The 21,839-nt window shown below is 69.6% G+C and carries 21 protein-coding genes; 15 read left to right on the top strand and 6 right to left on the bottom strand.

The features are described 5' to 3' along the window. Positions 1-8 precede the first annotated feature (8 nt). Positions 9-509, bottom strand: coding sequence for an SET domain-containing protein (locus tag ACW5F0_RS14200; RefSeq protein WP_456963856.1), 501 nt, complete (start codon positions 507-509; stop codon positions 9-11). A gap of 175 nt (positions 510-684) precedes the next feature. Here ACW5F0_RS14200 and ACW5F0_RS14195 point away from each other — a divergent pair, with 175 nt between their 5' ends. The 13 genes from ACW5F0_RS14195 (at position 685) to ACW5F0_RS14135 (ending at position 14,275) form a co-directional block, all read left to right on the top strand. After that, on the top strand, positions 685-1,152 hold the full coding sequence (locus ACW5F0_RS14195) for an SUF system Fe-S cluster assembly regulator (protein ID WP_456963855.1): 468 nt from the start codon (positions 685-687) through the stop codon (positions 1,150-1,152). Between the two features lie 17 nt (positions 1,153-1,169). Then, positions 1,170-2,642: a Fe-S cluster assembly protein SufB gene (sufB, locus tag ACW5F0_RS14190; protein ID WP_456963854.1), complete on the top strand. Its 1,473-nt coding sequence runs from the start codon at positions 1,170-1,172 to the stop codon at positions 2,640-2,642. A gap of 97 nt (positions 2,643-2,739) precedes the next feature. Continuing rightward, entirely contained in the window at positions 2,740-3,507 is a 768-nt protein-coding gene (gene sufC, locus ACW5F0_RS14185) for a Fe-S cluster assembly ATPase SufC (protein ID WP_456999984.1), read from the top strand. After that, positions 3,507-4,778 carry a Fe-S cluster assembly protein SufD gene (sufD, locus tag ACW5F0_RS14180; protein ID WP_456999983.1) on the top strand — a complete coding sequence of 424 codons (1,272 nt, stop codon included), beginning with the start codon at positions 3,507-3,509 and terminating at the stop codon, positions 4,776-4,778. The genes sufC and sufD overlap by 1 nt, the downstream gene beginning before the upstream one ends. Continuing rightward, a complete protein-coding gene (locus tag ACW5F0_RS14175) occupies positions 4,775-6,028 on the top strand; it encodes a cysteine desulfurase (protein ID WP_456999982.1) in 1,254 nt (417 codons plus the stop codon). The genes sufD and ACW5F0_RS14175 overlap by 4 nt, the downstream gene beginning before the upstream one ends. A gap of 28 nt (positions 6,029-6,056) precedes the next feature. After that, on the top strand, positions 6,057-6,581 hold the full coding sequence (locus ACW5F0_RS14170) for a GNAT family N-acetyltransferase (protein WP_456963850.1): 525 nt from the start codon (positions 6,057-6,059) through the stop codon (positions 6,579-6,581). Beyond that, entirely contained in the window at positions 6,578-6,913 is a 336-nt protein-coding gene (locus ACW5F0_RS14165) for a non-heme iron oxygenase ferredoxin subunit (RefSeq protein ID WP_456963849.1), read from the top strand. The genes ACW5F0_RS14170 and ACW5F0_RS14165 overlap by 4 nt, the downstream gene beginning before the upstream one ends. Positions 6,914-7,049: 136 nt before the next feature. Then, the gene (locus tag ACW5F0_RS14160) at positions 7,050-9,476 is read left to right on the top strand and encodes a TonB-dependent receptor domain-containing protein (protein ID WP_456999981.1); all 2,427 of its coding nucleotides are present in this window, start codon (positions 7,050-7,052) and stop codon (positions 9,474-9,476) included. 13 nt (positions 9,477-9,489) lie between these two features. After that, positions 9,490-10,131, top strand: a complete 642-nt coding sequence (locus ACW5F0_RS14155; protein ID WP_456963847.1) for a PepSY-associated TM helix domain-containing protein — start codon at positions 9,490-9,492, stop codon at positions 10,129-10,131. Positions 10,132-10,162: 31 nt separating this feature from the next. After that, positions 10,163-10,678, top strand: coding sequence for a DUF2271 domain-containing protein (locus ACW5F0_RS14150; RefSeq protein ID WP_456963846.1), 516 nt, complete (start codon positions 10,163-10,165; stop codon positions 10,676-10,678). Positions 10,679-10,719: 41 nt separating this feature from the next. Then, a complete protein-coding gene (locus ACW5F0_RS14145; protein WP_456999980.1) occupies positions 10,720-11,523 on the top strand; it encodes a DUF4198 domain-containing protein in 804 nt (267 codons plus the stop codon). Then, on the top strand, positions 11,523-12,536 hold the full coding sequence (locus ACW5F0_RS14140) for an FAD:protein FMN transferase (protein WP_456963844.1): 1,014 nt from the start codon (positions 11,523-11,525) through the stop codon (positions 12,534-12,536). Before ACW5F0_RS14145 ends, ACW5F0_RS14140 begins: the two co-directional genes overlap by 1 nt. Positions 12,537-12,598: 62 nt before the next feature. Then, the gene (locus ACW5F0_RS14135; protein ID WP_456999985.1) at positions 12,599-14,275 is read left to right on the top strand and encodes a flavodoxin domain-containing protein; all 1,677 of its coding nucleotides are present in this window, start codon (positions 12,599-12,601) and stop codon (positions 14,273-14,275) included. A gap of 1 nt (position 14,276) precedes the next feature. Here ACW5F0_RS14135 and ACW5F0_RS14130 read toward each other — a convergent pair whose 3' ends face one another. Both ACW5F0_RS14130 and ACW5F0_RS14125 read right to left on the bottom strand, forming a co-directional pair. Next, a complete protein-coding gene (locus ACW5F0_RS14130; protein ID WP_456963843.1) occupies positions 14,277-14,897 on the bottom strand; it encodes a HutD/Ves family protein in 621 nt (206 codons plus the stop codon). Between the two features lie 187 nt (positions 14,898-15,084). Continuing rightward, positions 15,085-15,465, bottom strand: coding sequence for a ComEA family DNA-binding protein (locus ACW5F0_RS14125; RefSeq protein ID WP_456963842.1), 381 nt, complete (start codon positions 15,463-15,465; stop codon positions 15,085-15,087). Positions 15,466-15,635: 170 nt separating this feature from the next. On the opposite strand from ACW5F0_RS14125, the gene ACW5F0_RS14120 reads away from it, so the two are divergent. Both ACW5F0_RS14120 and ACW5F0_RS14115 read left to right on the top strand, forming a co-directional pair. Then, the gene (locus ACW5F0_RS14120; protein WP_456963841.1) at positions 15,636-17,144 is read left to right on the top strand and encodes a M20 family metallopeptidase; all 1,509 of its coding nucleotides are present in this window, start codon (positions 15,636-15,638) and stop codon (positions 17,142-17,144) included. Positions 17,145-17,299: 155 nt separating this feature from the next. Beyond that, the gene (locus tag ACW5F0_RS14115; RefSeq protein ID WP_456963840.1) at positions 17,300-17,581 is read left to right on the top strand and encodes a GlsB/YeaQ/YmgE family stress response membrane protein; all 282 of its coding nucleotides are present in this window, start codon (positions 17,300-17,302) and stop codon (positions 17,579-17,581) included. Between the two features lie 99 nt (positions 17,582-17,680). Here the strand turns inward: ACW5F0_RS14115 and cysC are convergent, their stop codons facing one another. Genes cysC through ACW5F0_RS14100 form a run of 3 tightly spaced genes read right to left on the bottom strand, consistent with a single transcriptional unit; the run spans position 17,681 to position 21,821 of the window. Beyond that, entirely contained in the window at positions 17,681-19,510 is a 1,830-nt protein-coding gene (gene cysC / locus ACW5F0_RS14110) for an adenylyl-sulfate kinase (RefSeq protein ID WP_456999979.1), read from the bottom strand. Further along, positions 19,510-20,421: a sulfate adenylyltransferase subunit CysD gene (cysD, locus tag ACW5F0_RS14105; protein WP_456999978.1), complete on the bottom strand. Its 912-nt coding sequence runs from the start codon at positions 20,419-20,421 to the stop codon at positions 19,510-19,512. Before cysD ends, cysC begins: the two co-directional genes overlap by 1 nt. Next, the gene (locus tag ACW5F0_RS14100; protein ID WP_456999977.1) at positions 20,418-21,821 is read right to left on the bottom strand and encodes a mannose-1-phosphate guanylyltransferase/mannose-6-phosphate isomerase; all 1,404 of its coding nucleotides are present in this window, start codon (positions 21,819-21,821) and stop codon (positions 20,418-20,420) included. Before ACW5F0_RS14100 ends, cysD begins: the two co-directional genes overlap by 4 nt. Between the last annotated feature and the right edge of the window lie 18 nt (positions 21,822-21,839).

The following is a 21,839-nucleotide window of genomic DNA, read 5'->3' as shown; positions in this document are numbered from 1 at the left end:
CGGGTGCCTCAGCGCTTGGGCTGGAGCATCGTCCCGGTGCAGTTGGCCGCGCCGCAGCGGCAGCCCCAGAGCTTCTTCAGCTTCGGCGTGTGGCGTTCGTCCAGGACGATGCCGTAGTTGTAGGTCAGTTCCTCGCCCGGCTGGATGCTGCGCACGGCCTCGATGAACACCTTGTCCTTGTGCGGGCGACCCTTGTCGTCTTCTTCGACGACGGCCTCGCAGTTGGGATCGCAGCTGTGGTTGATCCAGCGCGCGACGCTGCCCTTGATGTTGGCATCGATGACGTAGTCGTCGTTGAGCGTGAACAGGAAGGTGTGCCCGTTCTCGTCGAGCTCGCCGTAGTCCTCGTCCACCTGCTCGTGCGTGCGCAGCGCGCCCTTGTAGCGAATGATCCGCTCGCCCTTTTCAATGGCTGCGGCGGCGAACACGCCGTTGCCGTGGATCTCCGACTCGCGGGCCTCGATCTTCTCGCTCTTCTTTCCGGGCTTGCCCTTGCTGCTCTTGGCCATCGGCTTTGCATCGTCTCGCGTGGAAAGGAGGCATTGTGGTGCAAGCGCCCACGTTCTTCCATCGTGCGGCCCCGCCGGCGGAACGCTGCTTCCACGCCCGCGCATGAACGGCCCCCTTGGACGGACCGGGGCGAAAGCGTACAATTTCGGTCCTGATTGAAGGACCCACGCACCCATGCTCCGCGTCACCCGCCTCACCGACTACGCCACCGTGGTGCTCACCGTGCTTGCCGCGGAGCCTGATCGCGTGCTGAGCGCGGTGGAGCTCGCCGAGCGCGCCGGGCTGGAGCCGCCCACGGTCAGCAAGGTGTTGCGTCCCCTGGCCCAGGCGGGCCTGCTCGAAGCCTTCCGCGGCGTGCATGGCGGCTATCGCCTGTCGCGCCCGCCCGGGGAGATCAGCCTGATCGCCATCGTCGAGGCCATGGAAGGACCGCTGGCAATGACCGAATGCAGCCTGGAGGACACCAGCTGCGGCATCGCCAGCCAGTGCGGCGCGCGCGCCAACTGGCGGCGCATCAACGACATCGTCGCCGATGCGCTGCGCAACGTCAGCCTGGCGCAGATGCTCGAGCCACCACCCCCTGATTCCGCGGTCGGCCCGGTTGCGCCCAAGCGCATCCCCGCCCGCCTCGCCACCGTTTGAACACCCAGGCAGCCCCCATGGCCACCCAGATCGAAAACCCCATCGAAGAACCCGTCGCCAACCGCGAGATCCACGAGCAGCTCGGACGTCGCTACGAGGCCGGCTTCATCACCGACATCGAGTCGGACTCGCTCCCGCCCGGCCTGGACGAAGACACCGTCCGCGCCCTGTCCGCGATCAAGGAAGAGCCCGAGTGGATGACGCAGTGGCGCCTGGCGGCCTACCGCCACTGGCTGACCATGCCGGTGCCGCACTGGGCCAAGCTGTCGATCGCACCGATCGACTTCCAGGCGATCAGCTACTACTCCGCGCCCAAGGGGCCGAAGTACGCGTCGCTGGACGAGGTGCCGCAGGAACTGCTCGACACCTACGACAAGCTCGGCGTACCGCTGCATGAGCGCGCGAAGCTTGCCGGCGTGGCCGTGGACGCGGTGTTCGACTCGGTCTCGGTCGGCACCACCTTCCGCAAGGAGCTGGCCGAAAAGGGCGTGATCTTCTGTTCCATGTCCGAGGCGATCAAGGAGCATCCGGAGCTGGTCCGGAAGTACCTCGGCACCGTGGTGCCGACGGGCGACAACTACTTCGCGGCGCTGAACTCGGCGGTGTTCTCGGACGGCTCGTTCGTGTTCATCCCCAGGGGCGTGCGCTGCCCGATGGAGCTCAGCACCTACTTCCGCATCAACGCCGGCCACACGGGGCAGTTCGAGCGCACCCTGATCATCGCGGAGGAGCGCTCGCACGTGTCCTACCTCGAGGGCTGCACCGCGCCGATGCGCGACGAGAACCAGCTGCACGCGGCGGTGGTCGAACTCGTCGCGCTCGACGACGCCGAGATCAAATATTCCACCGTGCAGAACTGGTACCCCGGCGACGAGAACGGCGTCGGCGGCATCTACAACTTCGTCACCAAGCGCGCGGAATGCCGCGGTGCGCGCAGCAAGGTGATCTGGACCCAGGTCGAGACCGGCTCCGCGATCACCTGGAAGTATCCGAGCTGCGTGCTGCTGGGCGACGATTCCTCGGGTGAATTCCACTCCGTGGCCCTCACCCACCACCGCCAGCAGGCCGATACCGGCACCAAGATGATCCACCTCGGCAAGCGCACCAAGTCGAAGATCATCAGCAAGGGCATCAGCGCCGGCCACGGACAAAACACCTACCGCGGGCTGGTGAAGGTCGGTTCCGGCGCCGAGGGCGCGCGCAACTACACCCAGTGCGACAGCCTGCTGATCGGCAAGACCTGTGGCGCGCATACCTTCCCCTATATCGAGGTGAAGAACCCGAGCGCGACCGTCGAGCACGAAGCGACGACTTCCAAAATCAGCGACGACCAGATGTTCTATTGCCGCAGCCGCGGGCTGGGCGAAGAGGATGCGGTCAGCCTGATCGTCGACGGCTTCTGCAAGCAGGTCTTCCGCGAGCTGCCGATGGAGTTCGCGGTGGAGGCGAAGAAGCTGCTCGAGGTGAGCCTGGAAGGCTCGGTCGGCTGAGGCGCGAGCCTTCGCGCCCGGCGGGCGGTCGCGGCCATGGCCGCTCCCACAACACACAACACATCACGGATCCCGCGGGATCCAGCAGGGATTAGAAATGCTCAAGATCACCAACCTCCACGCCACCGTCGGCGACGGCCGTGAAATCCTCAAGGGCCTCGATCTCGAGGTGAAGCCGGGCGAAGTGCACGCCATCATGGGTCCCAACGGCGCCGGCAAGTCGACGCTGGGCAACATCATCGCCGGGCGCGACGGCTACGAGGTCACTGCCGGCGGCGTGGCCTTCGAAGGCGCCGACCTGCTTGCACTGGAGCCCGAGGAGCGCGCCGCCGCCGGTGTGTTCCTGGCCTTCCAGTACCCGGTGGAAATCCCGGGCGTGAACAACACCTACTTCCTGCGCAGCGCGCTCAACGCCCAGCGCAAGGCGCGCGGCGAGGAGGAACTGGATTCGATGCAGTTCCTCAAGGTGGTGCGCGAGAAGCTTGGCGTGCTGCACCTCGACGACCGCCTGCTGCACCGCGGCGTCAACGAAGGCTTCAGCGGCGGCGAGAAGAAGCGCAACGAGATCTTCCAGATGGCGGTGCTGCAGCCGAAGCTGGCCATCCTGGACGAGACCGACTCCGGCCTCGACATCGACGCCCTGCGCCAGGTCGCCGACGGCGTCAACGCGCTGCGTTCGCCCGACCGCGCCTTCCTGGTGATCACCCACTACCAGCGCCTGCTCGACTACATCAAGCCCGACCGCGTGCACGTGCTGGCCGACGGCCGCATCGTCGAGTCCGGCGGCCCGGAGCTGGCCCTGCAGCTCGAGGCCCAGGGCTACGAGTGGCTGCGCGAGCGCAAGGTGCCGGAGGCGGTGGCGTAATGACCGCACTGCTCGACTCCCTGTCCACCGGCTTCAGCGGCGATGGCGCGCGACGCGACGCGCTCGACGCCGCGCTGCGTGACGGCCTGCCGCACGCGCGCAGTGAAGCCTGGAAGTACACCTCGCTGCGCGCACTGGAGCGCCGCGGCTTTTCGCCCACGGCGCTCACGCACGCATCGGTCGATCCTGCGCTGGTGGCCGGCATTCCGGCGCCGCGGCTGGTGTTCGCCAACGGCCGCTACGACGCCGCGCTCTCCGACCCGTCCGGCCTTCCCGAAGGCGCTCGCCTGCTGACGATGGCCGAAGCACTCGCGGATCCGGATCCGCGCGAAAGCAACGTGCTCGCCCGCAGCTACGAACGCGCCGACGAAGTCTTCGCGCGCCTCAACGCCGCGCTCGCCGACGATGGCGCCGTGCTGCGCATCGCCGAGGGCGTGGTGGTGGAGCCGCCGGTGCACCTGGTTTTCGTCGGCCTCCCCGCCGAAGGCGACCTGGCCTGGCATTCGCGCCATCTGCTGGAGCTGCGCCGCAACGCGTCGGCCACCGTGGTCGAGCACCACATCGCCGGTGGCGAGCACGCCCATCTCGGCAACGCGATCGCGCACGTCCACCTCGCTGCCGGAGCGGCCCTGCGCCATGCACGCGTGCAGGAGGAATCGCCGCGCGCCACCCTGTTGACCCGCACCGATGCGGTGCTGGCGCGCGAGTCCAGCTATCGCCGGCTCGACCTCGAGTTGGGCGCCGCGCTCTCACGTCATGAGCTCAACGTGCGCCTGGAAGGCGACCGCGCGGAACTCGTCGCCAACGGTGTATTGCTGGCCTCGGGCCGCCGCCATCTCGACACCCGCCTGGACATCCAGCACATCGCCCGCGACACCCGCTGCGAGCTGGGCTGGCGCGGCATGGCCGCCGGTCGCGGCCGCGCCGTGTTCCACGGCGGCATCGAGATCCGCAAGGGCGCCGACGGCACCGATGCGCGCCTGTCGAACAAGAACCTGCTGCTGTCCGACACCGCGGAGATCGACACCCAGCCGGTGCTGGTGATCCATGCCGACGAAGTCACCGCAGCGCACGGCGCGACCGTGGGCGAACTGGATGCCGACGCGATGTTCTACCTGCGCACGCGCGGGCTCCCGGAGACCGAAGCGCGCGCACTGCTGACCGCCGCCTTCGTGCGCGAACCGCTGCTGTCGGTGCTGGACACGCCGGCGATGCGCGAGATGCTGGAAGCCCGGCTGGATCGGGCGATCGACGGACAAGCGCTGGGATGAGCGTGCCTGGCGAGCAGTCCACGCCGGGTTCCGCCGTGGACTGGGCGGCCGTCAGGGCCGACTTCCCGCTGCTGCAGCGGCAGGTCCACGGCAAGCCGCTGGTCTACTTCGATTCCGCCAACACCGGGCAGAAGCCGGCGGCGGTGATCGCTGCGGTCAACGATTTCTACAGCCGCCACAACGCCAACGTCAGCCGCGCCGTGCACCAGCTGGGCAGCGAAGCAACGGAGGCCTACGAGGGCGCGCGGGCGAAGCTGGCCCGCTTCATCAACGTGCGACCAGACGACCTCGTCCTCACCAGCGGCACCACCTTCGCGATCAACCTGGTCGCGTATTCGTGGGCGCTGCCGAAACTCGGGCCGGGCGACGTGATCCTGCTGACGCGCATGGAGCACCACGCCAACATCGTGCCCTGGCAGCTGGTGGCGCAGCGCACCGGCGCGCGGATGGAGGTGGTGGAGCTGCTGCCCGACGGCAGCCTCGATCTTGCGATGCTGCGCGCGAAGATGACCGGCGACGTGAAGCTGCTCGCCGTCGCCCACGTCAGCAACGTGCTGGGCACCGTCAATCCGGTCGCCGACATCTGCCGCGAAGCCCGCAGGCGCGGCATCGTCACCGTGGTCGATGGCTCGCAGGCGCTGCCGCACCGCCCGGTCGACGTCGCCGCCATCGGCTGTGATTTCTACGCGCTCACCGGCCACAAGATGTGCTCACCCACCGGCACCGGTGCCCTGTGGGCGCGGCGCGAACACCTCGAGGCCATGCCGCCCTTCATCGGCGGCGGCGAGATGATCAAGGAAGTGCGGCTGGACGGCAGCACCGTGTTCAACGATCCACCGCGGAAGTTCGAAGCGGGCACGCCGAACATCTCCGGCTTCGTGGGCCTGGGCGCGGCGGTGGACTACCTGTCGGCCCTGGGCATGGCCCGGATCGAAGCGCGCGAGCAGGAACTCCTCGCCCATTTCAACGAGGAGCTGTCCCGCGTCGACGGCCTGCGCATCTTCGGCACCGCGCCGGGCAAGGCCGCGGTGGTGTCCTTCGCCATCGACGGCGTGCACTCGCACGACCTCGCCACCCTGCTCGACCTCGAGGGCATGGCGGTGCGTTCGGGCCAGCACTGCGCGCACCCGCTGCTGGAATGGCTGGGCGTGACCGCCACCTGCCGCGCATCGCTGGCCTTCTACAACACCCACGACGAGATCGACGCCTTCGTCGCCGCGATGCGCAAGGTCCGCAAGCTGCTGGCGTGAAGCGCCCGTGGCCCGGCAGAATCACGCCATGACACCACTGCAGTTCCGCACCGCCACCGAAGCCGACATCGATGCCATCGTCGCCCTGGTCACCCGCGCCTACCGCGGCGAGGCCAGCCGCGCGGGCTGGACCACCGAGGCCGACCTGCTCGACGGCGAGCGCATCGATTCGGCGCTGCTGCGCATCGACATTTCCCGCCCGCGCAACCGCGTGCTGCTCGGCTTCCAGGACGAGGCGCTGGTCGCCTGCGCGCACGTCGCCGACGTCGGTGGCGAGGGCTACTTCGGCATGTTCGCGGTCGAGCCGACGCTGCAGGGCGGCGGCATCGGCCGCGCGGTGGTCGCCGAGTGCGAACGCATCGCACGCGACGACTGGCAGCTGCGCCGCATGTGCATGACCGTGATCGACCTGCGCGAGGAGTTGATCGCCTGGTACGGGCGCCTGGCCTATCGGCGCACGGGCGAGTACAAGCCCTTCCCCTACGGCGACCCGCGCTTCGGCGCGCCGCGACGCGACGACCTCCGCTTCGAGATCCTGGAGAAAACGCTGTGAGCCAGGCCTGGACCTTCGTCTGCGCCGCCGCCGAGCTGCTGCCCGGCGAGATGCGCACCGCGTTCGACGAGGTCACCGGGGCGCCGATCCTGGTGCTCAACCTCGACGGCGAGCTGTACGCGCTGGAGGACATCTGCAGCCACGAGGACTTCGAGCTCTCGGCCGGCGCCTTCCTGCCCGCCGAAGGCACCATCGAATGCGTGCTGCACGGCGCGAAGTTCGACATCCGCGACGGTCGCGCACTCTGCGCGCCCGCCTACGAGCCGGTGGCGAAATTCCCGGTCCGGCGCGACGGCGATGGAATCTGGGCGCGCGACGACCGCGAGGACTGAGGGCCGCGGCGGTAAATGGGAACCAGTTGCGATGTGATAACGGTTCTCATTACAATTGCTGAACAGCGGCCACCCGGTCGCCCCGGACAGCCACGCGAAGCCAGCCCTCCGGCGCCCTGCACCTCCAAGAGATCCCATGCGTCCCCTCCCATGCCTGCGCGCCCGTCCGCGCCTCGTTCCGCTCGCCCTGGCCCTGGGCGTCGCCCTCGCCTCCCCCGCCGTCCACGCTGAAGTCCCGGCACTCGGCACCCCGGTCGACCTCGACCGCGTGGTCGTCACCGCAACCGGCTTCGAGCAGAAGATCGTCGACGCCCCGGCCAGCATCAGCGTCATCAGCCGCGAAGAGCTGTCCGTCCGCCCCTACACCTCGCTGGTCGACGCCCTGCGCGACGTCGAGGGCATCGACGTGGGCATGGAAACCACCGACAAGAACGGCCAGGCCTCGATCAGCATGCGCGGCATGCCCTCGGAGTACACCCTGGTCCTGATCGACGGCCGCCGGCAGAGCAACGTCGGCCAGCTGTACCCGAACAACTTCGGCGGCGGGCAGTTCTCTTTCCTGCCACCGCTGGACGCGATCGACCGCATCGAAGTCGTGCGCGGGCCGATGTCGACCCTGTACGGCTCCGACGCCATGGGCGGCGTGATCAACATCATCACCCGGCGCGTGGGCAAGGAGTGGATGGGCTCGTTCACCCAGGGCTACACCGCACAGCAGTCCGACCAGTTCGGCGACTCGCGCACCACCGACATCTACCTCAGCGGCCCGCTGGTCGCCGACCGGATCGGGATCGCGGTGCGTGGCGGCTACTACGACATCGACGAATCCATGCCCGAGTGGGATCCGCTGCCGCTGCCCGACGGCAGCCTGTGGGAGCGCAGCCTGGGCTTCGGCGGTGGTGGCAAGCAGGTGGCCAGCACCAGCTGGAATTCCGGCCTGCGCCTGTCCTTCGCCGCCAACGACGACCACGACCTGTGGCTGGACTACGACGTCTCCCGCCAGAAGCACGACAACACCCGCGGCCAGAGCGGCACGCTCGACGGCATCGAGAGCCTGTGGCGCAGCGGCATCGCCACGCTGCCCGAAGGCGGCAGCCGCCGCGTGGTGCAGCCGCGCGTGGGCTACACGCCATGGCAGCGCTACGAGCGCGACCAGCTCGCGCTGACGCACGTCGGCCGCTGGTCCTTCGGCAGCAGCCAGACCAGCCTCACGCGTCATGCCACCAGCAACCTCGGCCGCTCGCTGCCGCTGACCATCGCCGAGCGCGAGGGACTGCAGGGTCTGTGGAACGACGTCTGCGAACGCCGCGGCCAGGCCGACTTCTGCAACAACGGCACCGGTGCCGCGGGCATCGACAGCAGCGGACTGACCGCGGACGAGTTGGCCCGCCTGCAGGCCTTCCTGCCGCGCCCGCTGCGCACGATGGAGCTGGACGGCTGGGTGCTCGACACCCGCCTGGACATGGGCTTCGGCGACCACCAGGTGACCGTGGGCGGCCAGTACAACGACACCGAGATGGAGGACGGCGTGTTCGGCATGAACGGCGCCGGATTCCAGGCCGGCACCGTGCAGGCCCACCGCCAGTGGGCGCTGTTCGCCGAGGACAACTGGGCGCTGACCGACGCGCTCACGGCAACCCTGGGCGTGCGCTACGACCGCCACAACATGTTCGGCAGCCAGGTCAGCCCGCGCGCCTACCTGGTGTGGGCGGCGAACGAACGCTGGACGGTCAAGGGCGGCATCAGCACCGGTTACAAGACCCCGCGCCCCGACCAGCTGTTCCCGGGCATTACCGGCTTCGGCGGCCAGGGCGTGAACCCGATGGTCGGCAGCCCCGACCTGCAGCCCGAAACCAGCCGCAACTACGAGCTTGCGGTCTACCACGACGGCGGCAGCTACGGCTTCAACGCGACCCTGTTCCTCAACCGCTTCGACGACAAGATCGCCACCGGCGAGAACATCCCCAACTGCGAGATCGCGCCCCCGGGCAGCGGCTACTGCGTTGACATCGGGCCGGGCTGGGCGGGGCTGGGCTACTCCGGCTTCCGGCAGTCGATCAACATCGACTCGGCGGAAACCCGCGGTGTCGAACTCGCCGGCGAAGTCGAGCTGGGCGAGCGCTGGAACCTGCGCGGCAACTACACCTGGACCGAGAGCGAGCAGACCAGCGGCGTGGGCCGGGGCGAGCCGATCGCCGGCAACCCCGCCGAGCACATGCTCAATGCGAACCTGACCTGGCGCGCGACCGACGCCCTGTCGCTGTCGCTGATCGGCGAAGGCCGCTACGACCGCTACCGCGACACCCTGCTGCCGGGCGTGGACGACGTGGCCGTGCGCACCCAGCGCTACTACGACGACTACACCATCCTGCATCTCGGCGCGAGCTGGAAGGCGAGCGATGCGTGGACGTTCAACGCGCGCATCAACAACCTCACCGACAAGGACTTCGTCGCCCAGAGCTGCCTGCTGGCCGCGAACCAGAGCGAGTACAGCTGCGTCGACGACTTCGCGGTGAAGGAAAAGCGCCGCAGCCTGTGGATGTCGGTGAACTACCGCTTCTGAGCACGCGACCACGATGACCACGCCCGCCGCCGACCGTTCCACCGCCCCTGCGCAACGTCGCGGCTTCTGGCTGCGCACGCTGCACCAGTGGCACTGGATCAGCTCGGCGGTGTGCCTGGTGGGCATGCTGCTGTTCGCGGTCACCGGCATCACGCTCAACCACGCCGCGAAGATCGAGGGCAGCCCGCGGGTCGACAACCGGCAGATCGAACTGCCCGGGCACCTGCTGCCCCATCTCGATGCGCACGCCGAAGGCAGCGCGCCGCTGCCGCGCGAACTCGCGCAGTGGCTGCGCGACGAGCTCGCGGCGCCCATCGGCGGCCGCGATGCGGAGTGGTCGGAGGACGAGGTCTACCTGTCGATGCCCGGGCCCGGACGCGATGCCTGGCTTGCGATCGACAAGGCCGCGGGCGAGCTCGAGTACGAGCACACCGACCGAGGCTGGATCTCGTATCTCAACGACCTGCACAAGGGCCGCAACTCCGGCCCGGCCTGGGGCTGGTTCATCGATGTCTTCGCCATCGCCTGCATCGTGTTCACGGTGACCGGGCTGTTCCTGCTGCAGATGCATGCGCGCCAGCGACCGACCACCTGGCCCTGGGTGGGCCTGGGCCTGGTGGTGCCGGTGCTGCTGGCGCTGCTGTTCATCCATTGACTCCACCGGACATCAAGAAGCGAGACCGCATATGCGCATCCCATTGACCATCGTCCTCGGCGGCCTGCTCGCGTCGCCGGTGTACGCCGCGGAGCTGACCGTCGAGGTCGAGATCCCCACGATGACGGTGGCCGAATACCACCGCCCATACGTTGCCGTGTATGTCGAAGGCGCCGACGGCAAGGCCGCCGCAGATCTCGCGGTCTGGTACATGCTGAAAGACACCGCCGAAGGCCACGGCACCAAGTGGCTGCCCGACCTGCGCCAGTGGTGGCGGAAGTCCGGACGCAGCCAGCAGATGCCGGTGGACGGCGTCACCGGACCGACGCGCCCCGCCGGCCGCCACGCGCTGAAGTTCGACGCGCGCGACCCGCGCCTGTCCGGCCTCGCCGCCGGTCGCTACCAGCTGGTGGTCGAAGCCGTGCGCGAAGTCGGCGGCCGCGAGCTGCTGAAGATTCCCTTCGACTGGCCGGCACGCGCCGCGCAGTCGGGCAAGGCCCAGGGCAGCAGCGAGCTCGGCGCCATCGGCCTTGCCATCACGCCCTGAAATCCGATCCGTCCCGCACGAACATCTCCCGGAGATCCACGATGAAGAAGACCCTTGCACTCGCGCTTGCGCTGGCCGCCGCGCTGCCCATGGCCGCCTCCGCGCACAAGGCCTGGCTGCAGCCTTCGCAGACGGTGATCGCCGGCACCAACCCGTGGATCACCGTGGACGCGGCGGTGTCGAACGATCTTTTCTACTTCAACCACGTGCCGCTGCGCACCGACAACCTCGCGATCACCGCGCCCGACGGCAGCGAGGCCGAAGCGCAGAACATCGCCACCGGCAAGTACCGCAGCGTGTTCGACGTCGAGCTCGTGCAGCAGGGCACCTGGCGCATCGCCGTGGTCAACGCGGGCCTGACCGCGAACTGGCAGGAGAACGGCGAGCGCAAGCGCTGGCGCGGGACGCCGGAGACCTTCGCGACCGAAGTACCGCAGGGCGCCGAAGACCTCAAGGTCACGCAGACCGTGAGCCGCGTGGAAACCTTCGTCACCAATGGTTCGCCGACCACCGACAACCTCGCGCCGTCCAATGAAGGCCTCGAGCTGGTGCCCGTGACCCACCCCAACGATCTCTTTGCCGGCGAGGAAGCGCGCTTCCGCATGCTGGCCGATGGCGAGCCCGCCGTCGGCGTCGAGTTCGAGATCACCCGTGGCGGCACCCGCTATCGCAACGCGCAGGACGAGATCAAGGTCACCACCGACGCCAACGGCGAGTTCACGGTCACCTGGCCCGAAGCCGGCATGTACTGGCTGGAAGCGACCCTGCAGGACGACCGGGCGAACCTGCCGGCCACCAGCCGCCGCCTCGGCTACGTGGCCACCATGGAAGTGCTGCCGCAGTAATGACCGCCCCGGGCGCCACCGACGCGCGCCCCGCCCACGCGGTGCACGCGCTGGGCGGCGCCACCATGGGCACGCTCTGGCACGCGTCGGTATCGGCTCCGCCCGGCACCGACCTCCACGCCCTGCACGACGGCATCCAGGCCTGCCTGGACCGCGTGGTCGCGCAGATGAGCACCTGGGAACGCGACTCCGACATCAGCCGCTACAACCGCGCCCCGGCAGGCACCTGGCAGCGGCTGCCGCAGCCGTTCTTCGACGTGCTGCGCGAGGCGCTGGCGATTGCCGCCGACAGTGGCGGCGCCTGCGATCCCACCGTCGGGCCGCTGGTGGCGGCCTGGGGCTTCGGCCCGGATGGCGACGGCGGCACGGTGCCCGATGCGGCGACGCTGGCGGATGCGCGCGCACGCACGGGTTGGCGGCGCGTCGAGCTCGATGAACATGCGCAGCGCGCGTTGCAACCGGGCGGCGTGGGGCTGGACCTGTCGGGCATCGCCAAGGGTCACGGCGTGGACGCTGTGGTGGCGTGGCTGCGTGCGCACGGCGTACCCGCCGCGCTGGTCGAAGTCGGCGGCGAACTGCGGGGCTATGGCCGCAAACCCGATGGCAGGGCATGGCAGGTGTTGGCCGAGGCCTGGCCGGACGAAGACCACGCTGATGGTGGGGGCGGTCCTGGCGAGGACCCACTCCCGCCGTGCATCGTCATCCTGGACGAGATTGCCGTGGCGACGTCCGGCGACCACTGGCACCGCTTCGAACACGATGGCCGCCGCTATTCGCACACGATCGATCCGCGCACCGGCGCGCCCGTGGATCATGCTCCCGCCGCGGTCACCGTGATTGCAAGTAGCGCGCTTGCCGCCGACGCCTGGGCCACGGCACTGACCGTGCTCGGCGTCGAGGCCGGCCACGCGCTGGCACAGTCGCGCGGGATCGCCGCGCGCTTCGCGGTGCGCGATGCCGACGGCGTGCGCGCTTCCACGACCGATGCCTTCAACCGGCACGTCGCATCGTGACTGCCGTGCCCCAATCGTCCAGGACGGGATCAGGCGCCTCGCCGTTCACCGCCGCGCGCGTCGTGCAGGCCGGCATCCTGCTTGCCCTGTGCGCGGCGGCACTGGCCTTCTTGCCGTTGCATGATGAACCCTGGTGGCCGGCTGCGCCCACGGCCCTGCACGCTGCGCTTGCCGCGCTGCTTGGGCTCGCATACGTCGGCACAAGCGCAGCGAAGCTCTGGCGCACAAGTCGCAACGCGCGGGCGCAGGCCGCGTCCAATGCCGCCGACGCCCACCTTCCGGACGCAGACGAGTGGCTGGTGATCCACGCAAGCCAGACCGGTCAGGCCTTCGAGTTCGCCCAGCGCACGGCGGAAGCGCTGCACGCTGCGGGCCTGCGCGCGCGCCTGCGTGATATCGCCGCTGTGGACGCTTCCATGCTCGGCGCCGCGCGGCAAGCGCTGTTCGTCGCCAGCACCACCGGCGAAGGCGATGCGCCCGACCCCGCCGCGGGATTCCTCCGCAACGCCATGCGTCCCGACATCGCCCTGCCCGGCCTGCGCTACGCCGTGCTGGCGCTGGGCGATCGCAGCTATCGCAACTACTGCGCCTTCGGGCACGCACTGGATCATTGGTTGCGCGGCGCGGGCGCGCGCCCGCTGTTCGACCTGGTGGACGTCGACAACGGTGATCCCGCCGCCCTGCGCCACTGGCAGCACCATCTCGGCGTTGTCGCGGGCGCGCCGGAACTTCCCGACTGGTCGCCCGCGACCTATGCGCCGTGGACGCTGTCCGCGCGCCGCGAGATCAACCCGGGCAGCGTTGGCGGCGCGGTGTACGAAGTGATCCTGTCGCCGCCAGCGGGCCACGATCCGAAGTGGCGCGCCGGCGACATCGCCGAAATCGGGCCGCGCCAGGCGCCTTCGGCAGTCGCGGCCCTGCTCGCCGCGACCGGCCTGGATCCCACCGCGCAGGTGCACTTGGGCGTGGGCATGGGCGTGGGCGAAGCCAGCGTTGCGCTTCGCGACCTGCTCGCGCGCTCGCACCTGCCCGACGCAGGCGACATCCAGGACTTCGACGCCCAGGCCCTGGCTGCGCGGCTGCAACCCCTGCCGCATCGCGAGTATTCGATTGCATCGGCCGCGGGTGAACGCACGTTGCGCCTGCTGCTGCGGCGCATGCTGCGTCCGGATGGCAGTCCCGGCGTCGGCAGCGGCTGGCTTTGCGACCACGCCCAACCGGGCGGCGTGATCGATCTGCGCATCCGCGCCAACCCCGGCTTCCGTGGCCCGGACGCAAACGCGCCGCTGGTGCTGGTCGGCAACGGCACCGGCATCGCCGGCCTGCGCGCGCACCTGGCCGAGCGCATCGCCGCCGCGGGCCATCGCAACTGGCTGCTGTTCGGCGAGCGCCACGCCGATCGCGATTTCCACCTGCGCGAGGACTTGCTGCAGTGGCTGGCGGACGGCGCGTTGGCGCGGCTGGACCTCGCCTTCTCCCGCGACACCGATGGGGCAACCCTGCCCGCCGATGCCATCGCAGGCGGCCGCGCCGCCCTGCACCACGGTTACGTGCAGGACGCGCTGCGCGCCGGGGCGCCGCGCCTGCGCGAGTGGGTCGACGATGGCGCCACGATCCTGGTGTGCGGCAGCCTCAAGGGCATGGCGCCGGGCGTCGACGCCGCGCTGCGCGACATCCTGGGCAACGATCGGGTCGAGGATCTGCTCGCGGCCGGCCGTTACCGCCGCGACGTGTACTGAGTCAATCCGGGTCGATCTGCAGGGCCGTCGGCTCGATGCGCACCAGTAGCAGTTCGCCCGCGCCTTCGATCACGTGCCGCCGGCGCATGTCGCCCGCGGCGAGCAGCGCGCTGTCACCCATCTCGAGCAGCGGCAGGGCCTTGTCGCCGTCGACGCTGGCCTGCCCGGCCATGACATGCAGCGCCCAGGTGCTGCCGGGATCGACGAACAGCAGCATCGACCCCACGAGCGGCCGGTGCCACAACCGGGGCGTCACCCGCCCGGGCCGCCACATGAGGTTGAACACTTCGGCCCGGCTTCCCTGCAGTCGCGCGTCCACCGCCACATCGCCGCCAAAGCGCTGGCGCCCGTGCGGCGGTGCCAGCATGCGTTCATGGCCATCGCCGAAGTCCAGGACCAGGCCTTCGCCCGACAGCAGGACCTGCTCGCGCTCCACGCCCGGGAATGCCGAATACGGGCCATTGGCCTCGATCTCGGCGATCGACAGCCGCCAGTCCCAGCCATCAACGCCCGCCAGCGACCCCGCGTGGATCTCGCGCGTCCAGCCAAGGCCATTGCGCCAGCGTAGGCGCCGGTATTCGTTCGCTGGAAGATGTCGCGCGAAGGCTGCGGCGCTGCACATGGCGGGAGTGTAGCGCCGCACGCTTCACGCGCGGCCCGCAGTTGAGCGCGCGTGCCTGCAGAGGGCGGCCGGGACGCGTCCCTGCGTCCCGGCGCGCCGTGACACCGGGCAGTGCCGTCGCGTGCGGACCGACGGCCCTGCCCTTGTTCAAGGCGCGTCCCTGCGCCCGGAACAGGCCCGGCGTTGCTCAGGGCGTGCCAGCGGCGGCGGCGGGCCTGGGCTTGGCGGGCGCCGGCTTCGCCGCAGCGGCAGCAGGCTTTGCGGCACCGCCGCCCACCACGATCCGGTCGCGGTTGCGCTCGACGGTCTTCAGGCCCACGCCCTTCACGTTGACCAGTTCATCGGCGCTCTTGAACGCGCCGTTGGCCTTGCGGTACGCGACGATCGCTTCCGCCTTCGACAGGCCGATGTTGACCAGCGCACGCTCGATGGCCTCGGCGTCGGCGGTATTGATGTTGACCTTCTCGCTGGCGAACGCACTGCCGGCCATCAGCAGCGACAGCAGCACGGGTGCAAGCACGGACTTCAGGGGAATCATGGCGCTCTCCTTGCGGTGTATGGATTCCATTCCGCCGGGCCTTCCTGGCACCGGCGCGGCCAGTCTCCGACGCCGCTGCAGGCCATGTGCATCGCCGCGGCACCCGCCTGCCTGCCGGGCAGCCGCGCCCCGCCGCGTCCGGAAACCCTGACGCGAGGGGCGTAGAATCGGGGTTTCCCCGCTGAATACAGGGTTCCACCATGGACACCAGCCTGATCGATCCCACCCGCGCCGAGCAGTTCGTGTCGTCCAAGTGGGAGGACGAGATCGTGCCGCAGCTGGTGGAATACATCCGCATCCCCAACAAGTCGCCGATGTTCGACGCCGACTGGGTCGAGCACGGCTACATGGAGGACGCGGTCACGCTGATGGAAGGCTGGGCGCGCGCCCAGGACATCCCCGGCATGCAGCTGGAAGTGGTGCGCCTGGAGGGCCGCACGCCGCTGATCTTCATCGAGATCCCCGCGACCAACGGCGGCAACGCCGACGACTGCGTGCTGCTTTACGGCCACCTCGACAAGCAGCCCGAAATGACCGGCTGGGATGACGACCTCGGCCCCTGGAAGCCGGTGCTGCGCGACGGCAAGCTCTACGGCCGCGGCGGCGCCGACGACGGCTACGCGATCTACGGCTCGCTCACCGCGATCATGGCGTTGCAGCAGCAGAAGCTGCCGCACGCGCGCTGCGTGGTGCTGATCGAGGCCTGCGAGGAATCCGGCAGCTACGACCTGCCCGCCTACGTCGACCACCTCGCCGACCGCATCGGGCAACCGTCCCTGGTGGTCTGCCTGGACTCGGGCTGCGGCAACTACGAGCAGCTCTGGTGCACCACCTCGCTGCGCGGCCTGGCCGGCGGCAACTTCAGCGTGACGGTGCTCGACGAAGGCGTGCACTCGGGCGATGCCTCGGGCGTCGTGCCTTCCAGCTTCCGCCTGCTGCGCCAGCTGCTTTCGCGCATCGAGGACGAGGACACCGGCCGCATCCTGCTTGAAGGCCTGCATGCGGACATCCCCGCCGACCGGCTCGCCCAGGCGCGCAAGTGTGCCGAGGTGCTGGACACGGCCGTGTTCGACAAGTTCCCCTTCCTGCCCGGCATGACGCCGATGAACGACGACCTCACCGAACTGGTGCTCAACCGCACCTGGCGGCCGGCGCTGTCGGTGACCGGCATCGGCGGCATGCCGACGCTCGAGTCCGCGGGCAACGTGCTGCGTCCCCACACCGCGGTGAAGCTGTCGCTGCGCCTGCCGCCCACGCTCGACGGCAAGCGCGCCGGCGAGCTGCTGCAGGAAGCCCTGCTGCGCGATCCGCCGAACGGCGCCAAGGTGACGCTCGAGCTCGAGAAGGCCTCCACCGGCTGGAACGCGCCGGCGATGGCACCGTGGCTTGAAAGCGCGGTGGACGCCGCCAGCCAGGCCTTCTACAAGCGCCCGGCGATGTACATGGGCGAAGGCGGCTCGATCCCCTTCATGGGCATGCTTGGCGAGAAGTTCCCCGGTGCGCAGTTCATGATCACCGGCGTGCTTGGCCCGCACTCCAATGCCCACGGCCCCAACGAGTTCCTGCACATCGAGATGGGCAAGCGGGTGACGTCCTGCGTGGCCCAGGTCATCGCTGCCCACCAGGCGGCCAGCGCCCGCGGCGAGACCATGGGCGCAGCGGTGGCGGCCGACAGCGGCACCCGCCACGGCGACCACGGCTGCTGCTGAGGCCACAGCGGGCCGCCCCGTGGGGCGGCCATGGCCGCGATCCCGCCTTTGTGGGAGCGGCCATGGCCGCGATGCCGCGCTGCGATCGCGGCCGTGGACACGCCTGCCACCGCCCCTGTTAAGCTCGGGCGGTCACCAACACAAGAGGGGGCGTCATGGAAGGTGTATTCGGCGGCAGCAGCTGGCTCTGGATCATCCTGGTGGGCTTCGTGGTCGGCGTGCTCGCGCGCCTGATCAAGCCCGGCAAGCAGGACCTCGGCATCATCATGACGGTGGTGCTCGGCATCGTCGGCGCGCTTCTCGCCGGCTGGGTCGGGCGCCTGCTGGGCTGGTACGCAGAGGGCGAGAAGGTGGGCTTCATCGCCTCGCTGGTCGGCGCCATCGTGCTGTTGTTCATTGCCGAGTTCGTCAACGGCAAGCGCAAGGGCAGGCGCTGAGTCAGGCGCTGGCAGGAACGCAGTCGCATCGCAGTGAAGCCGGGCATTGCCCGGCTTCATTGTTCTTGCCATGTCGATATCGGCGTGGGGCGGCCCGCGTCAGTCCAGCAGCAATCCGATGACCCGTTCGGCAAGCGCCTCCGCAGAGGCCGACGTCGTATCCAACACCAGCTCCGCCGCTTCCGGCGGCTCGTACGGCGAGTCGATGCCGGTGAAGTTGGGCAGTTCGCCGCGACGCGCCTTGGCGTAGAGGCCCTTGGCGTCGCGGCGCTCCGCTTCGGCCAGGGTGGTGTCGACAAAGACCTCGACGAAGTCGCCCTCGGCGAACAGCGAACGCGCGGAACGGCGCTCGGCGCGGAACGGGGAGATGAAGCTCACCAGCACGATCAGGCCGGCGTCGGTCATCAGGCGCGCGACGTGGGCGACGCGGCGCATGTTCTCCACGCGGTCCTCGTCGGTGAAGCCGAGGTCGCGGTTGAGGCCGTGGCGGACGTTGTCGCCGTCGAGCAGGTAGGTGTGGCAGCCGCGCGCGACCAGCCCCCGCTCGACCAGGTTGGCGATGGTCGACTTGCCTGCGCCCGACAGGCCGGTGAACCAGACGCAGCGCGGACGCTGGCCCTTGAGCGCGGCGCGGACGTCGCGGTTCACGTCCAGCGCCTGCCAGTGGATGTTGTCGGCGCGGCGCAGGCCGTGGCGGATCATGCCGGCACCGACGGTGGCGCGGCTGAGCAGGTCGACCAGCACGAAGCTGCCCATCACCGGTTCGTCGGCATAGGGCGCGAACGGGATCGGCACGTCGAGCGCCAGGTCCACTTCGCCGATGTCGTTGGCCTGCAGGCGCTTGGCGGCCAGGGGCTGCAGGCTTTCCGGGTCGAGGCGGTGCCGGATCGCGCCCACGCGGGCGCCGACCAGGCGCGTGCCGAGCTGCAGCTGGTAGCGGCGCCCGGGAAGCAGCGCGGCCTCGTCGAACCACAGCAGGTCGGCGACGAACTGGTCGGTCGCTGCCAGCGGCGCATCGGCCGCGGCCAGCACGTCGCCGCGCGCGGCATCGACGTCTTCCGCAAGACGCACGGAGACGGCGCTGCCGGCCTGCACTTCGCGCGCATCGACACCCACAAGGCGCAGGGCGGCGACGGTGGCGTCCACGCCGTCGGGTTCGACGCGCAGCGCATCGCCCACGCGCAGCGTGCCGGAGGCGAGCGTGCCGGCCAGCCAGCGGCCGTCGTCGCCGTTGCGCAGCACGAGCTGCACCGGCAGTCGCGCCGGAAGGTCATCGCCGCGGGTTTCGACCTGCACTGATTCCAGGTACCCCAACACGGTGGGGCCGCTGTACCAGTCCATCGCGTTTGAACGGGTGGTGACGTTGTCGCCCGTCGCCGCTGCCAGCGGGATCGCGGTGGCAACGGCGATCCCGAGCTTCGCGGCATGTTCGCGGTACGCAGCGGCAATGGCGTCGAACACGCCGCGGTCATAACCCGTGCGGTCCATCTTGTTCACTGCCAGCAGCACGTGGCGCACGCCGAACATGGCAGCGATCGCAGTGTGGCGGAAGGTCTGCGGCAGCAGTCCGCGGGTGGCGTCGACCAGCACGATCGCAAGGTCCGCCACCGACGCACCGGTCGCCATGTTGCGCGTGTATTGCACGTGCCCCGGGCAGTCGGCGATCAGGAAGCGGCGCCGCGGCGTTTCGAGATGGCGCCAGGCGACGTCGATGGTGATGCCCTGTTCGCGCTCGGCCTCGAGGCCGTCGAGCAGCAGGGCGTAATCGATGTCGTCGCCGCGGGTGCCGTGCACGGCGCTGGCTTTCGCAAGCGCGGCGCGTTCGTCGTCTGGCACGCGCCCGGCCTCGGCCAGCAGGCGGCCGATCAGGGTGCTCTTGCCGTCGTCGACGCTGCCGCAGGCGACGATGCGCAGGAAATCACGCGCCATCAGAAATACCCCTCGCGCTTTTTCTTTTCCATCGAATCGTCCACGGCGTGGTCGATCAGGCGCCCGGCGCGCTCGGACTGCGTGCCCGCTTCCATCTCGGCGATGATCGCGTCGAGGTCGGCGGCATCGGACTCCACCGCGCCGGTCAGCGGATAGCAGCCCAGGGTGCGGAAGCGCACCCGGCGCATCGTCGGCGTTTCGCCGGGCTGCAGCTGGAAGCGCTCGTCGTCGACCATCACCAGGGAGCCCTCGCGCTCGACGATCGGCCGTTCGGCGGCGAAATACAGCGGCACCACCGGGATGCCCTCGCGGCGGATGTAGCGCCAGACGTCGAGCTCGGTCCAATTCGACAGCGGGAACACGCGCATGCTCTCGCCGGGATTCACGCGGGCGTTGTACAGGTCCCACAGCTCGGGGCGCTGGCGGCGCGGATCCCAGCGCTGGTTGGCATCGCGGAACGAGAACACCCGCTCCTTGGCGCGCGACTTTTCCTCGTCGCGGCGCGCACCGCCGATCGCGGCGTCATAGCCACCAGCGGTGAGCGCCTGCTTCAGCGCCAGCGTCTTCATCACTTCGGTGTGCCGGCTGGCGCCGTGGCTCTGCGGGCCGATGCCCTCGCGCACCCCGTCGGGATTCACATGCACGCGAAGCTCCACACCGGTCTCCGCCACGCGGCGGTCGCGGAACGCGATCATCTCGCGGAACTTCCAGGTGGTGTCGACGTGCAGCAGCGGGATCGTCGGCCGCGCCGGCGCGAAGGCCTTCAGCAGCAGGTGCAGCAGCACCGAGCTGTCCTTGCCGATGGAATACAGCATCACCGGGTGGCGGCACTGACCCGCGACCTCGCGCAGGATGTGCAGGCTGGCGGCCTCGAGGCGGTCGAGCTGGCGGTCGATGGCGGCGTCGGTCATGAGCGCCCGTAGACGTCCTCGTAGCGGACGATGTCGTCCTCACCGAGGTAGTCGCCCGACTGCACTTCGATCAGCTCCAGCACTTCGGTGCCGGGGTTCTCCAGCCGGTGCTTCGCGCCCAGCGGGATATAGGTCGACTGGTTCGCATGCAGCTCGAACACGTCGTTGTCGCGGGTCACCCGCGCGATGCCGCGGACCACGATCCAGTGCTCGGCGCGGCACTTGTGCGACTGCAGCGACAGGCGTCCGCCGGGCTTGACCTTGATGCGCTTGACCTGGAAGCCCTCGTCCTGGTCGATGGAGTCGTAGCTGCCCCAGGGGCGATGGACCTCGCGGTGGAGCACGGCGTGGCTGCGGTCGTCGGCCTTCAGGCGCGCAACCACCTCCTTGACCTCCTGCACGCGGTCCTTGCGCGCGACCAGCACCGCGTCGGCGGTTTCCACCACCACCAGGTCGTCCACGCCGACCAGCGCCACCATCCGCCGCGACCAGACATAGCTGCCGTGGCTGTCGACGGCGATCACTTCGCCGTTGTGGGCGTTGCCGTCCGCGTCCTGCGGGCTCACCTCCCACAGCGCCGACCAAGACCCGACATCGTTCCAGCCGATGTCCACCGGCAGCACCATCGCGCGGTCGGTCCGCTCCATCACCGCGTAGTCGATCGAATCCGATGGCGCTGCGGAAAACGCATCCCTGTCCAGGCGCACGAAGTCGCCGTCGCGCACGGCGCCTTCGAAGGCAGCGCGCACCGCGTCCAGCATCTCCGGACGGACGCGCCCCAGTTCCTCGAGGTAGCGCGAAGCGCGGAACAGGAACATGCCGCTGTTCCAGTAGTAATCACCGGCATCGAGGTAGCCCTGCGCGGTGGCGGCGTCGGGCTTCTCGACGAAGCGCAGCACGTCACGCACGCCCTCGCCCGGCCCGGACTGGATGTAGCCGAAACCGGTTTCCGGCGCTTCGGCCACGATGCCGAAGGTCACCAGTGCCCCGCCTTCGGCCGCCGGCATCGCCTCGCGCACGGCAGCGCGGAACGCATCGGCATCGCGGACGACGTGGTCGGACGGAAGCACCAGCAGCAGCGGATCGGCGCCCGCGGCGGTGGCCTGCAACGCTGCGGCGGCGATGGCCGGAGCAGTGTTGCGACCCACCGGTTCGAGCACGATCGACGCGCCTTGCACGCCCACCTGGCGCAGCTGCTCGCCGGCCAGGAAGCGGTGCTCTTCGTTGGCGACCACGATCGGCGACAGCGCGGCCAGCGGCGCCACGCGCAGCCAGGTGTCCTGCAGCATGGTGTGTTCACCGGCCAGGGCCAGGAACTGCTTGGGGTAGGCCTCGCGCGACAGCGGCCACAGGCGCGTGCCGGAGCCGCCTGACAGGAGCACGGGTTGCAGCTGGATCATGTGGCGGGGCCTGCGCTG

This window comes from Luteimonas sp. A534 (genome assembly GCF_054072805.1).
This window is presented reverse-complemented; position numbering and strand designations above follow the sequence as displayed.